The sequence below is a fragment of the Burkholderia sp. MSMB0856 genome (assembly GCF_001524645.2).
GTDB lineage: Bacteria > Pseudomonadota > Gammaproteobacteria > Burkholderiales > Burkholderiaceae > Burkholderia > Burkholderia diffusa.
The window spans coordinates 1,678,541-1,692,747 of record NZ_CP013427.1; the positions used below are offsets into that span (position 1 = coordinate 1,678,541).

Genomic DNA, 14,207 nt, shown 5'->3' on the forward strand with positions numbered 1-14,207 from the left:
TTAAATATAGGATTTGTCTGAAATTGGATTGATTTTATTGATGGGCTCGGTGAGTTTTTCGGATCCATTGACCGCCATGGTCGAAGTTGCCGGCCATGGATAAAAGGACGAGGTGGCCGCTCGATTGAGTGGCCGTTTTCATTTACGGTCGCCGCGTGCGGCCATTTTTGTGTGGAGATGTAGATGAAGCTGACTGATCATTTCGCGCTGTCGGAGCTGACGCAAAGCGAGACGGCCACCCGCCGTGGAATTGGCAATTCGCCGCCGCTGACGATCGTCGAGAACCTGAAGCGCACGGCGCAGACGCTCGAAAAGGTGCGTACGTTGCTCGGCGCAAAGCCGATTCTCGTGTCGTCCGGCTACCGTTCGCCGGCGCTGAATAAGGCGGTTGGCGGTGCCGCGAACAGTGCACATGTGCAGGGGCTGGCGGCCGACTTCATCTGCCCCGGGTTTGGATCACCGCTCGAGATCTGCAAGCGCTTAGTCGAGGCCCGGGTCGAGTTCGACCAACTGATTCAGGAAGGTACGTGGGTGCACATTGGCTTGGCGCCGGCCGGGCAGCGGCCGCGCCGGCAGGTGTTGACGGCGCACTTCGGCGGCGGGGCGACGAGGTACTCGACGGGCCTGCCGGCATAAGGAGGGTGCATGCAGTTGAACCCACAAGAAAAAGAGCTTCTGACGCTCGTCACGCTCGGCGCGGTGATCGGCTTGGGGAAGCTGCTCGTCGGTGGCGAGCGGTTGACCGTTCGCATCCTGCTCGGCCGAATGATTATCGGGGCGGGCTTGTCGTCCAGCGCGGGCGCGATCCTCATCATGTTCAAGGAACTTGAGCCGACCGCGCTGATCGGGTTCGCGTCGGCAATCGGCATCCTCGGGCAGTCGGTCCTCGAAGCGGCGGCGCAGCGCTTCCTCGGTCGCCGGCCGGGGCAATCGGAAAACGGCGATGGACGGTAAGTTCATTGTGGCCGTCGCCGTGGCTGTAGTCGTGAGCGCGGCCGGCGGTTACATCAAGGGGCTTCGTGACGCCGATCAGGCGGCTACGGTGGGGGCCCAGGCGACGCTCATTCGCGAACTGGTCGCGGAGCGCGATGAGAGCGACCGCATCGCTCGTACACAACATGGAAACGCTGAAGATGCTGCAAAACAACGTGATGCGGCGCGCGCCGATCTTGCTGCTGCCAATGCTGCTCGTGACGGCCTGCGCAAGCAAGTCGCCGAGCTCGTCGAGCGGGCCCGCCATTCCGCAGCTAAGCCCGGAAGCCCGGCAGCCGGCGACGCCCTCGATCTGCTTGCCGACGTGCTCGGCCGCGCTGACCAGCGCGCGGGCGAATTGGCAAAAATCGCTGACGAGCGCGGCATCGCTGGCCGACAGTGTGAAGCCGACTATGACGCCCTGACGGTTACTGCGCACTAGCGCATGCCGGCGCGCCTCATCTCGTTTCGAAGTAGGTGCATGAGTCGATGCAGTGTAAGCCGTCAATAAACGACGCCCTACCAATGGTAGGCAGAAGGTCAGATGCTAAGTGTCCGCGTGGACACATGCACTCAGACCGTGATGACAGAGAAACAGGACCTTCGAAGCAGACTGGTGGTTGGCCGCAGACGGGATGGCCGGCGGGAATTTGATGAAGATGCCGTGCGGGAGCTGGTCGAGTTTTGCCTGAGGCCGGGGGTATCGATCGCCCGGGCGGCCATGGACCATGACGTTAATCCGAACCAGTTGCGTCGCTGGATCTCGCGCCATCAGCAGCATACGCTGCAAACCCCGACGAGGCCGGACCCGCTGGTGATCGACGGCGTATCGATCGACATTCCGGGCACTGCACATCGGGTTCCAATGAGTGAAGCGCGAGCATTCGTTCCTGTCGTCACGACTGCGTCGACTGTGCCTGCCGCTTCCCCAGTATTGCCACCAGCCCCGTCGTTGATGGCGCTCTCGTTACATGTGCGCTTGTCCAATGGTGTCGAATTCGATCTCGGCGAGGCGAGTGTCGATGAGCTGGCCACGGTGATCCAGATGCTCGGGAGGCTGCCGTGTTCCGGTTCGACGAAGGGCTGAAGGTCTACCTGCATCGCGATCCCGTCGACTTCCGCATGGGCATCAACGGGCTGTCGATCCTGGTCGAACAGGCGATGCGCCTGAACTCAATGACCTCGGCGCTGTTCGTCTTCGGCAACCGCCGTCGTGATCGAGTCAAGATCCTCGGCTGGGGCGGCAACGGCTTCTGGTTGCTGCTCAAGCGACTCGAAGCCGACCGCTTCGTCTGGCCGAACGGCGGCGACACGATCACGCTCAGCACTGAGCAGTTGCACTGGCTGCTCGACGGCATCGACCTGGCCGTGATCCAGAAGCATCCCCAGCGATATTACGCGCGGATGAGCTGAACACTACGCAGATGGCATGGTCTAATCGGCCATGCCGAATAGCCCCGTCATGTTGAGCGCGGAGGAATACGAAGCGCTGATTGCCGCGAGCGCCGAACGCGACGCGCTGCGCGGTGAGCTTCGACTCGTGACGGCCCAGCGCGATCTGGCCGAAGAGAAGCTGCGGGCCTACAAGCACGAACTGTTCGGTGCCTCTAGCGAGGCGCGCCATGCCGACCAACTCGGCCTGTTCAACGAAGCTGAAGCATTGGCCACCACTACCGATGCGCCCGCGCGCGAGGACGCGCCCGGCACGTCTGTCGCCGCCCACACGCGAGGCAAGCGCGGACGCAAACCACTCGATCCGAACTTGCCGCGCGAGGTCGTGCGGCACGAACTACCCGAGTCTGAACGATTCTGCGCGCATGATGGCCAGGCTCTCGTCGAGATCGGCGTCGAGACGAGCGAACAGCTTGACGTGATTCCCGAGCAGGTCCGCGTCGTTCAGCACCAGCGCGTCAAGTACGCGTGCCCGTGCTGTGATCTCGGCATCAAGGTCACGCCGGCGCCAGCGCGTATCATCCCGCGCGGGTTGCTCACGGAATCCGCGCTGGCGTGGATCATCACTGGCAAGTACCAGTACGGTATGCCACTGTATCGCCAAGCCACGCTGCTGCGTCGCTTCGGCGGCGACATCTCGTCCAACACGCTGGCCGCCAGCGTGGTGCGGGTGGGACTGGCCACGCAGCCGGTGATCAACCTGATGCGCGACGCGCTGCTCGAGTCGGACCTGATCTACGGCGACGAGACAACGTTCCAGGTGCTGAAGGAACCGGGACGAAGGCCGCAGGCGAAGAGTTACCTGTGGGCGCAGGTCAACGGCTCGGGGCCACCAGTACGGATGTTCTCGTACTCGCCGGGGCGCGGCGCCCAGCATGCGCAGAAGCTCTATGCTGGCGTGCAGCCTGGCACCGTGCTGATGACTGACGGGTACGAGCTCTACAACGGAATCGCCCACGATCACCAGCTCGTGCATCTCGGATGCTGGGCACACGTGCGCCGCAGCTTCATCAAGGCCGAGGAGTCGGTGCCGAAGGCGGCACGCTCGCCGGATCTGCTGGCCACGCGCTTCGTCGTGCTGATCGGCAAGCTGTTCGCGGCCGAGGTGCGCAGCGCGAAGTGGAAGTCTGAACGTCGGCAACGACTGCGCGCTCGGTACAGCGCCCGCGTGCTCGCCATCATCGAGCGCATGCTGGTTGAGCATCTGCCGGGCGTCGTGCCGTCGAGTCTGCTCGGCAAGGCATTGCAGTACATGAGCGGACAGTGGCCCAAGCTGGTCCGATACGTCGGTAACGGCAACTGGCCGATCTCGAACAACCTGTGCGAGAACGCGATCCGGCCGTTCGTCGTCGGCCGCAAGGGCTGGCTGTTCTCCGATACTGTCGCTGGCGCGCAGGCCAGCGCCAACCTGTACTCCCTCGTCGAGACGTGCAAGGCGAACGGCGTCGAGCCGTATCGCTATCTGGTCTGGCTGTTCACCAGGTTGCCGCTCGCCGCAACCGCCGACGACTATGCCGCCCTCATGCCATGGAGCATGCCTGCCACTCCCAACCTCTGATGGGCGTCGTTAAAAGACCGCATACGATGCAGTTGGCCCTGCGCGCCGGCCAAGTCCCCCTTGTTGGCGATGTTCGTGTTGGTGTACTCATACCATTCCTCGATCCGCTCAAGCGATTTGCGAAGCGCTCGAATCTCAAGAATGAGCCAGCGCACTTGAAGATCGGTGTACTCGCGCCACAGGACGCGCAGCTCGGCGTCGGTTGGGGCGTCGAACTCCGGCATCATTGGCTTGATCTTGAAGCGTGGATCAGTGAGCGGCACGCGATTGCGATCGATCCGCGTTGCCTCGATGGGGTGGCAAGGGGCCAGGAAGACCGACCTCTCGTCGTTTTCGATCCAACATTCAAATTCACGTTTCGTGAGCTCGATAGGGGTCCTCAGGCGGTTCTTGTCGCCTTGGAAACCATACTCCCAGATGTAAGCCCACTGAGGCTTGATCACGTCGCCGCCACTGTATAAAAACACAGTATATTTCGAGATAAGCTATCGTCGTCAAGATCGGGGAAATGGGGGCGGACGATGTGCACAAATTACCGAGCGCCGCACGAGGACTTCGAACTCCGCGAACTGCGGATCGAGCCGTTCAGCGACCTGTACCGCGATTTCCCATGGAAACCTGAGATCTACCAGGACTATGACGCTCCGATCGTCGCGAATGTCGACGGACGGCTCAAGCCGTTGATCGCTGGCTTCGGCTTCTGGCCACGGGCGCTTCAGAGGGCCAATATCGAGAAGGCGAAGGAGCAGGGCCGCAAGCCGCCGATCATGCGCAGCACGATGAACGTGCGAGACGACAACCTTGGGAAGTCACCCCTATACGGGCCGGCGTGGCGCGCCGGCCGCCGCTGCCTGATTCCGGCCGACTGGATTTACGAGCCTTGCTACGAGACGGGGACGAACGTGTGGCACCGGATTGGCCTGACCGACTGGAAAACGATGTGCGTCGCCGGCATCTGGCGGACGCTCCAAGATCCGGACGGCGCTGAGCATCATACGATGTCGATGATCACTGTGAGCGGTGAGGGGCACCCGATCTTTTCCCGAATGCACAAACCTGGCGACGAGAAGCGGGCCGTTGTGGTCATGCGGCCGGACGACTGGGAGGAATGGCTGACGACGTCGAATGTCGAGGCGGCGCGCGCGATGCTGCAGCTCTATCAGGCAGATGAAATGGTCGCTGAACCTGCCGTCGCGGTAGCTACCAACGGCAAAACGAATCAGGCGTAGTAATGATCCGGGCGCAAGCGAACACCCGGTTCCGGTTTGAATCCATCAGGCACCGAATAAATGCCTTCGCGGAGCATGACGGCTTCCAAGATGTCGCCTTGAAACTTCTGATCAATAGACCACACTTGCTTCTGATCCAGCGCTTCCAACACCGTTAGTGTTCCATCGATCAAGTGCTGGATTGCCTTGCCGGTCGTTGGAACGGCTAGAAGTCGGACCAATTCATCGGACAAGTCAAAGGTCGACTCGTAAACGAGAAATACACGATCATTCACAACCGACACGAACAACTTCGGGCCATCGGCCTCATACAGGACATCGGATACTGGCAAGTCTCCGAATTGGCCGGGATCGTCTCGCTTTCCTACCGCAGTCCACATGGCGCTCTCCCCACGTTCAAGTGAACAGGGATTCTCGATTTATACCATCTGCCGGCCACCACGTGTGATGGGAGTTCGGCATTCGCAAAGGGGCCGGATGTGCGGGAGTATGCGCAATAAATCCGTCGGTCTGCGCAAGGTCTGCCTTGGCAATGAAATTTCCGCCGCCGTTCGGCTGCATCTGCAACAAATGCTGAGCGTCTGCAATGCTAGTAAAAACACTCAGGCCATGGCTTTTGCAGGCGGATGTCGGATTGTTGTGAAGCAGTGGGCGCCCCTGCTCAGCGTACGATTTCATGTCCGCGTCAGTTGGCGGATTGCTCTGAGTCACACGAAAGACCGTGTCGTTGTTGCACGACCGTACACCTCGCATGGTGTGAGGGCATCCAGACGGCAGTGTGGAGTTGTTGGTCATTGTTGGAAATTTGGTCGACGTCTACCTTGATCGAGTATAGCCAGTCAATTTTGTACGCGAGGGCGTGTATACCCGGAACGTCTTCGCGTTCGCTTACACCGGGGGCTTTGAACAAAACCGATCAGAGATGCCATCAAAATTTGCTGAGAACGGTCGAATTGATCTACGTCGCACAAGATAGTGCGGGGGCTCTTATTTCAATGGCCTATTGCAACCCTTTGACTTTTCATGTAAATGCATAATTCCTGTGATTCCTGTCGTCGTGGGTTCGAGCTCCGTTGGAGGATCGTTTCTCGGTGCGCATGTCTGGCGACGAGGTGGCGCGCGCGTTGCTTCAACTCTATCCTGGTGATGAATTCCTTGTCGAACAAAAGTGATTTGTCGCCCGATGGCTCCAAAGTCGGTGGATTTTCCGGTCTGTTATGACTGCTTTAAGCTGTAGTCAAAGAAATATGGGATTTTAAAATCTTCTATTTTTTCCATGGGAAATTTTCGCGAAGTTTTTAATTTAAGTTTCATTGATGGAGGGGTATCTATTTTTTGAAATGATGAAATGAATGCTCCGATGCACTCGCTTATAAATATAGACAATTTATCTGTTATCGTGACGGCATCCTGATACATGGTCTCTACGCCGTGCTTCCAGTCACCGCTACCGCTTTGCATGTAGTATGCCATTTCTGCAATCTGGTCTGCTGTCTCGAAGAAGAAGTCGCCCATGGCCATTCCAGTAAAAACAACGAACGGATCCTTGGTGTTGTTGATCGCGTTGAGTGTATTCCTCCATTCGGCAAGAGGGGAGTAGTGCATTCCATGCTTATTTCTGGCATCTTTTAGCCATTTGCAGTCGGATATGGCTGATGAAAACTCTTTTCTAAATTGTTCGCCATGCCCGGGTTCCATTTCTGGAAAGCATTTTAATTCAATGAAGTTTTTTATTTCTTTCGAATGAAATATTCTCTCTTTCGCCTCGTATATCTTGGAGAGAAGGAGGCGAGTCATGAAGGTTGTTTGGCAAACGGCGCCAGATCGCTCGAGGGGTGGCATATCTAGGTGAGGATGGCAGCCGTGAGCCAATCGCTGCAGAATCATTGTTTCATTGAAAATGTGTCCGAGAATAGCAAGAGCATACTGGTCTTCGATTGAAATGGAGCGCCACGCATCTCTCGGGAGTTCTACCTTCGTGATCTGATAGGTCATTTTGAATATTTGGTGTGGTCAGATTTATACGATGTTCGCAAAATCCTCTGCCATACGCCAGTCTCCTGTTTTTCGATCGACGTTCAGCAGTCGGGTCGTACCTCGCTTCGCGACGAGAACCACGCCGATAGTTCCATCGGCGACGTCCGGAGTAAAACCGGACTGGTAGATCACGATTCGCGAGAATGTGTCAGCGACGAGTTGGCGGGCCAGCATGCGGGCGTCGTAGTCGAGGTGCTCGACGCCGTGCACCAACTCCCTCCACGCGTCTGCTGCGGCCGGCGCAACGTTCGATGCCGACGCGGTGAGGTGATGCTCAAACGAGTCGACGTCGCGGCGCTCGCTCGCGAGCTGACTTTCGAGTTCGCGGACGCGGCGCAACACGGCAGCCGGCGCGTCGCCATCGTCTAGCAACAGGGCATCCGTGACGCGACGAACCTGCGCCTCGAGCTCGGCGACACGCTGGCGCGCGCTCGCCAACTGCGCGCTTACTGCCGCCGTGCCGGAGTCGCCATCGAGCAGACGAGTCAAATTTATCTGATCTGAGCAATACAGCATCAGGGCGCGCTCGACTGGGACGACACTGCAGCTTCCACTAACCTTGCAGCCGGCACCCTGGCTGTACGTGACGCAGTGCAGTCTGCGGTGGCCCGGAGAAGGGCGTCCATCCGGCATACGCCGGCGCCCCATGAGGTTCTGCGCGACGACCGCGGCCCCGCAGTATCCGCAGTACGTGATGCCGAGGCCGGTTACGACGCCGGGAATTTCTCCCTTGCCCTTGCGCCGGCCTCGCTGCTCGGCCGAGTATCGAAGATCGGCGAATTCGGCCGCCGTCAGCAGCGCGGGGTAGTAGCCTTCAAGGCGAAAGGTTTCGCCGTCCACCTCGACCGACTTCTCACCGATCAGCATCCGGTTTGCCAGCAGCCGATAAATGTGGCTCGACGCCGAGCGGCCGCTGTCGGTTATCTTGAGCCCGCGATCGGCGAGCTCGCGCACGATCCGGACCGCGCCGTGACCCTGTTTGAACATTTCGATGACGAGCCGCACTGCGGACGCCCGGTCGTCGGCGAGTTCGAACCCGCCGGCTTCGGTTTCTCGCACCCAGTGCGGATCCTTCCCAACACGGATCGGTGCTCGCCACGTGCCGGCAATCCAGCCCTGACATTGCCGACGGATTGCCGCCTTGACGCGCTTGCTTTTTGTGTCCGATTCCTCGTGCGCGCGGATCATCACCAGCAGGCTGTATACGAGGTCCATCGGCTGCGCCTTGAGGCGCTCACGGTTGTATTCGCGGCCGTCGCTTGCCGTCACGACCGTGATGCCGGCGTTTACGATCTGCGCGAGCTGCGCCTGAGCCTGTAGCGGCTCGGCCCGGCTCAAACGATCCAGACCCTCAACGATCAGTACGGAGCCGACCGGCACTTGGCCGTCCTCGACCGCGCGGAGGAACACACCGAGCGCACCTTGTCGGACGTGGCGCTGGTGATATGCCGACAACCCCTCGTCGCGGAGTGAAAGGGATGAATCAAGCTCCAGCTCGTGATCGGCCGCCCACCGGGCCGCGTATTCAAGCTGGCGGTCTATGCTGCCGCCGGCCGCTTGTTTTGGGTCGCTGAACCGTAAATAGCTGTAAACTCTCGCTTTTGCTGCCAAGCCCCACACTCCAAGATGTCTCAAAAAATTTCATCGGCACCGCGTATAGGTATGGTATCCCTCGGGTGCCCGAAGGCGCTCGTCGACTCCGAACAAATCATCACCCAACTGCGCGCCGAAGGTTATGAAATCTCCGGCACCTACGACGGTGCCGACCTCGTCGTCGTCAACACCTGCGGCTTCATCGACGAAGCCGTGCAGGAAAGTCTCGACGCGATCGGCGAAGCGCTGACCGAGAACGGCAAGGTGATCGTCACCGGCTGCCTCGGCGCAAAGTCGAGCGCCAGCGGCTCGAACCTGATCGAGGAAGTCCACCCGAAGGTGCTCGCCGTCACCGGCCCGCACGCGGTGGGCGAAGTGATGCAGGCCGTGCACTCGCACCTGCCGAAGCCGCACGATCCGTTCGTCGACCTCGTGCCGGCCGCCGGCATCAAGCTCACGCCGCGCCACTATGCGTACCTGAAGATCTCCGAAGGCTGCAACCACCGCTGCACGTTCTGCATCATCCCGTCGATGCGCGGCGATCTCGTGTCGCGTCCGGTCGCGGAAGTGATGCTCGAGGCGGAGAACCTGTTCAAGTCGGGCGTGAAGGAACTGCTCGTGATCTCGCAGGACACGAGCGCGTACGGCGTCGACGTGAAGTACCGCACGGGCTTCTGGAACGGCAAGCCGATCAAGACGCGCATGACCGACCTGGTCGCCGCGCTCGGCGAACTCGCCGCGCAGTACGGCGCATGGGTGCGCCTGCACTACGTGTATCCGTACCCGAGCGTCGACGAAGTCATTCCGCTGATGGCCGAAGGCCCGTTCAAGGGCCACGTGCTGCCGTATCTCGACGTGCCGTTCCAGCACGCGCATCCGGAAGTGCTGAAGCGCATGAAGCGCCCGGCGAACGCCGAGAAGGTGCTCGAGCGCGTGCAGAAGTGGCGCGAGATCTGCCCGGACCTGACGATCCGCAGCACGTTCATCGCCGGCTTCCCCGGCGAGACGGAAGAGCAGTTCGAAACGCTGCTCGACTTCATCCGCGAGGCGGAACTCGATCGCGTCGGCTGCTTTGCCTATTCGCCGGTCGAAGGCGCGACCGCGAACGACCTGGACGGCGCACTGCCGGATGACGTTCGCGAAGAACGCCGCGCGCGCTTCATGGAAGTCGCCGAGGAAGTGTCGGCGCGGCGCATCCAGCGCAAGGTCGGCAAGACCCTCAAGGTGCTGATCGACGAAGTCAGCGAGGAAGGCGGCATCGGCCGCACGGCGGCGGATGCACCGGAGATCGACGGGGTCGTCTACGTCGAACCGGCGACGAAGGCGTCGAAGCGCTACAAGATCGGCGATTTCGTGTCGGTGAAGATCACCGGCGCGGACGGCCACGACCTGTGGGGCGAGGTCTAAGCGATGACCGCAGCGTTTCCGCAGATCCTCGCGCTCGGCGAGGCGATGATCGAATTCAACCAGTCGCAGCCGGGGCGCCCGGAGTTCCTGCAGGGCTTCGGCGGCGACACGTCGAACTTCTGCATCGCCGCGGCGCGTCAGGGCGCGTCGACGGGCTTCGTGTCGGCGATCGGCGACGATCCGTTCGGCCGCTTGCTGGCCGACATGTGGGCGGCGGAGGGCGTCGACACGACGTACGTGCGGATCGACCGCTCGGCGCCGACCGGCGTGTATTTCGTCACGCACGGCGCGGATGGCCACCAGTTCGACTATCTGCGCGCGGGCTCCGCAGCGAGCCGCTACGCGGTGGCCGACCTGCCGCTCGATGCGCTGGCCGCGGCGAAGGCCGTGCACCTGTCGGGCATCAGCCTCGCGATCAGCACGGCCGCATGCGACACCGCGTTCGCGGCGATCGACCACGCGCGCGGCAGCGGCGCGCAGGTCAGCTTCGATACGAACCTGCGCCTGAAGCTGTGGCCGCTGCCGCGCGCCCGCGCGGTGATGCGCGAGGCGCTGCGCCAGACGGACATCTGCCTGCCGAGCTGGGACGACGTCACGGCGCTCACGGGCGCGAACGATCGCGACGCGATCGTCGACGCGATGCTCGAACACGGGCCGCGGGTCGTCGCGCTGAAGCTCGGCAAGGAAGGCGCGTATGTGGCGACCCCGAACGAACGGCGTGTGGTGCCGGGCTTCGCGGTCGAGGCCGTCGATGCGACGGGTGCGGGCGACTGCTTCGGCGGCGCGTTCGTTGCACGGATCGTCGCGGGTGACGATCCGTTCGCGGCGGCGCGTTATGCGAATGCGGCCGCGGCGCTGTCGACAACGGGTTACGGCGCCGTCGCGCCGATTCCGCGCCGCGAGGCGGTGGAACGCCTGATGCAGGGCTGACGCCGATCACGCACGCCGGTCGTGACCTCGCTCGCATGACGCACGCATCCGCAATCCCTGGATGACGGGCGACATGCAACGTGAAGGTGGCAAGCGGCGTGCGTACATCGGTGTTTGCGCACGCGCGATCGCTACGCGCGCGTGACGACGACCATCGGCGGCAGGCAGCATGTCGCCGTGTTTTTTCGAGCGAATCTGAAGCAAGGAGCAACACAAGGTGGGTCGATATTCGGAATGGCAACGTGCGCTGGTGGTCGCCGGTGCGCTGGCGGCGGGCCTCGCGATGCCGGGCGTGGTCGCGGCGCAGGCCGCCGCGCCGGGCGTGCAGCAGGATGAAGCGACACCCGCGCGGCCGCTGCGGTCGAATCCGGAGTTCGCCCGCCTGCCGCGCTACGAAGGCACGCTCGGCGACCGGCCGATCGTCGTGCATCTCGGGCCGAAGACGGACGAGGAAGGCGTGCACGGCGAATACCAGTTCGCGGACACGGGTGAGGTCGTGCTGCTCGCCGGCGATCGCGACGGCGACACGCTCGAAATCGAGGAATCGAACGACGGCACGAACATCACGGGCGTGTGGATTGGCCGCTTCGACGCGACGGGCGACCTGAAGGCCGACCGGATGAACTCGGACGAATCGGATCCGCAGCCCGTCGTGCTGCGTCTGGCGCCGGGCAAGCGCGCGGCGCTGCAGGTGCGCGACGGCCGGATACGGGAAATCGAGACGGTCGGCGGCATCGTCAACCTGCGCACCGACGACTGAGCGCGCGCTGGCTCGGTGCGCGCGGCGCGCATTGTACCGGGCCAAGCGCGCCGATTTTGGCTAATCTAGCGACACATTCCGCAACCGAACGGCCTTTCCCCCGGCCTCCTGCCATGACAGCATCCAATCCGAAGCGCGCACTCCAGACCCGCATCGTTCAACCCGACGACATCATTCCGGAAGGCTTCCGCTCGTTCGTCCCGCCGGTCGCGCGGGCATCGACGGTCGTGTTTCCCGATCTCGCAACGATGCGCGCGCTGGTCTGGCACAACGACAATCAGTGGCGCTATGGGCTGCACGCAACGCCGACGTCGCTCGCGCTCGCGCAGCGGCTCGCCGAGATCGAGGGCGGCACGCATGCGCTGCTGCAGCCGTCGGGCCTCGCGGCGATCATGAATGTCTATTTCGGGATCGTGAAGGCGGGCGACGACGTGCTGATCCCGCACAACATCTACGGGCCGAACGCCGATTTCGGCAACTGGCTCGCGAAGGATTTCGGCATCACCGCGCGCTTCTACGATCCGCTCGTCGGCGCGGGCATCGCCGACCTGATCCAGCCGAACACGCGGCTGATCTGGATCGAGGCGCCGGGCTCGGTGACGATGGAAGTGCCCGACGTGCGCGCGATCACGACGGTCGCGCAGGCGCGCGGCATCGTCACCGCGATCGACAACACGTATTCGGCCGGCCTCGCGTTCAAGCCGTTCGAGCATGGCGTCGACATCTCGGTGCAGGCGCTGACCAAGTATCAATCGGGCGGCAGCGACGTGCTGATGGGCGCGACGATTACCGCGAACGCGGAACTGCACGCGCAACTGAAGCTCGCGCGGATGCGCTGCGGGATCGGCGTGTCGGTCGACGATTGCTCGCTCGTGCTGCGCAGCCTGCCGAACATGCAGGTGCGTTTCGACGCGCACAGCAAGAGCGCGCTCGCGCTCGCGCAATGGCTGAAGGCGCGGCCGGAAATCGCCGCCGTGCTGCATCCGCAACTGCCGGACTGTCCGGGGCACGCATCGTTCGTGCGCGACTTCACCGGCGCGGGCGGGCTGTTCTCGGTGGTGTTCGACGAACGCTACAGCAGCGAGCAGATCGATCGTTTCGTCGAGGCGCTCGAGCTGTTCGCGATCGGCTGGAGCTGGGGCGGTGCATGCAGCCTCGCGATGCCTTACGACGTGGCGTCGATGCGTGCGCAGTGGCCGCATCGCGGCACGCTGGTGCGCTTTTACGTCGGTCTCGAAGACGAAGCCGACCTGCGTGCGGACATCGAGCGCGCGCTGCAGGCTACGCTCGGCCGATAACGGAACCGCAGCGGAAAAACGAAACGCCCGCGCGATGCAATATCGCGCGGGCGTTTTTTCATGGACGGCGTGCGCAGACCGGAAATCAGAACAGCCGCAGCAGCCCGTCGAGGCCCACGTGGTCGAATGCGACGGTGGCCGCATCGCGCACGACGGGCTTTGCGTGGAACGCGACCGACAGCCCCGCTTCGGCCATCATCTTCAGATCGTTCGACCCGTCGCCCATCGCGATCGCGCGGCTCGGCTCGAGGCCGAGCGATGCGCAGGTATCGCGCAGCATGCGCGCCTTCACGTCCGCGTTGACGATTTCGCCGAGCACCTTGCCGGTCAGCTTGCCGTCGACGATCTCGAGCGTGTTCGCGTGCGCGTAGTCGAGGCCGAGGCGCGCCTTCAGGCGCTCGGTGAAGAACGTGAAGCCGCCCGACACGAGCAGCGTCTTCAGTCCCGCGGCTTTCACGCCGGCGAGCATCGTCTCCGCGCCCGGCGACAATTGCAGCCGTTCCTCGTACACGCGCTCGAGCGCCTGCGCGTCGAGCCCCGCGAGCAGCGCGACGCGACGCGTGAGGCTTTCGTTGAAGTCGCGGATCTCGCCGCGCATCGATGCCTCGGTGATCTCCGCAACCTGCGTCTTCAGCCCGCAGAAATCGGCGATCTCGTCGATGCATTCGATCGTGATCAGCGTCGAATCCATGTCCATCACGACGAGCCCGAACTCGCCGAGCGTACGGCCGGCTTCGACGAAGCCGAAGTCGAGCGCGTGCGTGCCGCAGTACGCGTCGATGTCGAGCCGCTGCGCGGGGTTTGCGTTTTCGATACGCAGCGCGTGATCGTCGGTCTGCACGATGCGGGTGCCGCGCGACAGCGCGAGCAGCGGTTTGTGATGCGCGTCCGACAACGGCGCGAGACTCTGGATGACGAGGTTGTGGGTCATGACGGAATGATTGGAAGCGAATGAAACGCGTGCGCGGCCG

At 62.3% G+C, this 14,207-nt stretch carries 16 protein-coding genes; 11 read left to right on the forward strand and 5 right to left on the reverse strand.

Features of this window, described 5'->3' with window-relative positions; genetic code table 11:
• The first annotated feature begins 183 nt into the window (after positions 1–183).
• The 6 genes from WS87_RS09105 (at position 184) to tnpC (ending at position 3,982) form a co-directional block, all read left to right on the forward strand.
• Entirely contained in the window at positions 184–636 is a 453-nt protein-coding gene (locus WS87_RS09105) for a D-Ala-D-Ala carboxypeptidase family metallohydrolase (protein WP_059817495.1), read from the forward strand.
• 9 nt (positions 637–645) lie between these two features.
• A complete protein-coding gene (locus tag WS87_RS09110) occupies positions 646–954 on the forward strand; it encodes a holin (RefSeq protein WP_059817497.1) in 309 nt (102 codons plus the stop codon).
• Positions 944–1,414, forward strand: a complete 471-nt coding sequence (locus WS87_RS09115) for a DUF2514 family protein (protein WP_082750603.1) — start codon at positions 944–946, stop codon at positions 1,412–1,414. The genes WS87_RS09110 and WS87_RS09115 overlap by 11 nt, the downstream gene beginning before the upstream one ends.
• 102 nt (positions 1,415–1,516) lie before the next feature.
• On the forward strand, positions 1,517–2,059 hold the full coding sequence (locus WS87_RS09120) for a transposase (protein WP_059531437.1): 543 nt from the start codon (positions 1,517–1,519) through the stop codon (positions 2,057–2,059).
• Positions 2,035–2,385, forward strand: coding sequence for an IS66 family insertion sequence element accessory protein TnpB (gene tnpB, locus WS87_RS09125; RefSeq protein ID WP_059531434.1), 351 nt, complete (start codon positions 2,035–2,037; stop codon positions 2,383–2,385). Before WS87_RS09120 ends, tnpB begins: the two co-directional genes overlap by 25 nt.
• Positions 2,386–2,416: 31 nt before the next feature.
• Positions 2,417–3,982: an IS66 family transposase gene (gene tnpC / locus WS87_RS09130; RefSeq protein WP_059820731.1), complete on the forward strand. Its 1,566-nt coding sequence runs from the start codon at positions 2,417–2,419 to the stop codon at positions 3,980–3,982.
• Here the strand turns inward: tnpC and WS87_RS09135 are convergent.
• A complete protein-coding gene (locus WS87_RS09135) occupies positions 3,934–4,449 on the reverse strand; it encodes a hypothetical protein (protein ID WP_059814475.1) in 516 nt (171 codons plus the stop codon). The genes tnpC and WS87_RS09135 overlap by 49 nt on opposite strands.
• A 54-nt stretch (positions 4,450–4,503) precedes the next feature.
• Between WS87_RS09135 and WS87_RS09140 the strand changes: the two genes are divergently transcribed.
• On the forward strand, positions 4,504–5,211 hold the full coding sequence (locus WS87_RS09140; protein ID WP_059814472.1) for an SOS response-associated peptidase family protein: 708 nt from the start codon (positions 4,504–4,506) through the stop codon (positions 5,209–5,211).
• Here WS87_RS09140 and WS87_RS09145 read toward each other — a convergent pair.
• The 3 genes from WS87_RS09145 to WS87_RS09155 form a co-directional block, all read right to left on the reverse strand.
• Entirely contained in the window at positions 5,202–5,591 is a 390-nt protein-coding gene (locus WS87_RS09145; RefSeq protein ID WP_059814469.1) for a hypothetical protein, read from the reverse strand. The two genes, WS87_RS09140 and WS87_RS09145, sit on opposite strands and share 10 nt — an antisense overlap.
• An 835-nt stretch (positions 5,592–6,426) precedes the next feature.
• Positions 6,427–7,206 carry a hypothetical protein gene (locus WS87_RS33530; protein ID WP_159085652.1) on the reverse strand — a complete coding sequence of 260 codons (780 nt, stop codon included), beginning with the start codon at positions 7,204–7,206 and terminating at the stop codon, positions 6,427–6,429.
• A gap of 24 nt (positions 7,207–7,230) precedes the next feature.
• Positions 7,231–8,859, reverse strand: coding sequence for a recombinase family protein (locus WS87_RS09155; protein WP_059814492.1), 1,629 nt, complete (start codon positions 8,857–8,859; stop codon positions 7,231–7,233).
• Positions 8,860–8,874: 15 nt separating this feature from the next.
• Here WS87_RS09155 and rimO point away from each other — a divergent pair, with 15 nt between their 5' ends.
• From rimO to WS87_RS09175, 4 genes are all read left to right on the forward strand, one after another.
• A complete protein-coding gene (gene rimO, locus WS87_RS09160; protein WP_179952341.1) occupies positions 8,875–10,248 on the forward strand; it encodes a 30S ribosomal protein S12 methylthiotransferase RimO in 1,374 nt (457 codons plus the stop codon).
• Between the two features lie 3 nt (positions 10,249–10,251).
• Entirely contained in the window at positions 10,252–11,178 is a 927-nt protein-coding gene (locus WS87_RS09165) for a sugar kinase (RefSeq protein ID WP_059814465.1), read from the forward strand.
• Between the two features lie 217 nt (positions 11,179–11,395).
• Positions 11,396–11,938, forward strand: a complete 543-nt coding sequence (locus tag WS87_RS09170) for a hypothetical protein (protein ID WP_059814462.1) — start codon at positions 11,396–11,398, stop codon at positions 11,936–11,938.
• Positions 11,939–12,051: 113 nt separating this feature from the next.
• A complete protein-coding gene (locus WS87_RS09175) occupies positions 12,052–13,236 on the forward strand; it encodes a cystathionine beta-lyase (RefSeq protein ID WP_059814460.1) in 1,185 nt (394 codons plus the stop codon).
• Positions 13,237–13,321: 85 nt separating this feature from the next.
• Here the strand turns inward: WS87_RS09175 and serB are convergent, their stop codons facing one another.
• Positions 13,322–14,167 carry a phosphoserine phosphatase SerB gene (gene serB, locus WS87_RS09180; protein WP_059524213.1) on the reverse strand — a complete coding sequence of 282 codons (846 nt, stop codon included), beginning with the start codon at positions 14,165–14,167 and terminating at the stop codon, positions 13,322–13,324.
• Positions 14,168–14,207: the final 40 nt, after the last annotated feature.

What these genes read in the sequence shown, in the direction of transcription:
- serB (WP_059524213.1), bottom strand. Translation starts at nt 14,167, where the DNA reads ATGACCCACAACCTCGTCATCCAGAGTCTCGCGCCGTTGTCGGACGCG.
- WS87_RS09165 (WP_059814465.1), top strand. Translation starts at nt 10,252, where the DNA reads ATGACCGCAGCGTTTCCGCAGATCCTCGCGCTCGGCGAGGCGATGATC.
- WS87_RS09120 (WP_059531437.1), top strand. Translation starts at nt 1,517, where the DNA reads ATGCTAAGTGTCCGCGTGGACACATGCACTCAGACCGTGATGACAGAG.
- WS87_RS09140 (WP_059814472.1), top strand. Translation starts at nt 4,504, where the DNA reads ATGTGCACAAATTACCGAGCGCCGCACGAGGACTTCGAACTCCGCGAA.
- WS87_RS33530 (WP_159085652.1), bottom strand. Translation starts at nt 7,206, where the DNA reads ATGACCTATCAGATCACGAAGGTAGAACTCCCGAGAGATGCGTGGCGC.
- WS87_RS09145 (WP_059814469.1), bottom strand. Translation starts at nt 5,591, where the DNA reads ATGTGGACTGCGGTAGGAAAGCGAGACGATCCCGGCCAATTCGGAGAC.
- rimO (WP_179952341.1), top strand. Translation starts at nt 8,875, where the DNA reads ATGTCTCAAAAAATTTCATCGGCACCGCGTATAGGTATGGTATCCCTC.
- WS87_RS09105 (WP_059817495.1), top strand. Translation starts at nt 184, where the DNA reads ATGAAGCTGACTGATCATTTCGCGCTGTCGGAGCTGACGCAAAGCGAG.
- WS87_RS09110 (WP_059817497.1), top strand. Translation starts at nt 646, where the DNA reads ATGCAGTTGAACCCACAAGAAAAAGAGCTTCTGACGCTCGTCACGCTC.
- WS87_RS09115 (WP_082750603.1), top strand. Translation starts at nt 944, where the DNA reads ATGGACGGTAAGTTCATTGTGGCCGTCGCCGTGGCTGTAGTCGTGAGC.
- tnpC (WP_059820731.1), top strand. Translation starts at nt 2,417, where the DNA reads ATGCCGAATAGCCCCGTCATGTTGAGCGCGGAGGAATACGAAGCGCTG.
- WS87_RS09175 (WP_059814460.1), top strand. Translation starts at nt 12,052, where the DNA reads ATGACAGCATCCAATCCGAAGCGCGCACTCCAGACCCGCATCGTTCAA.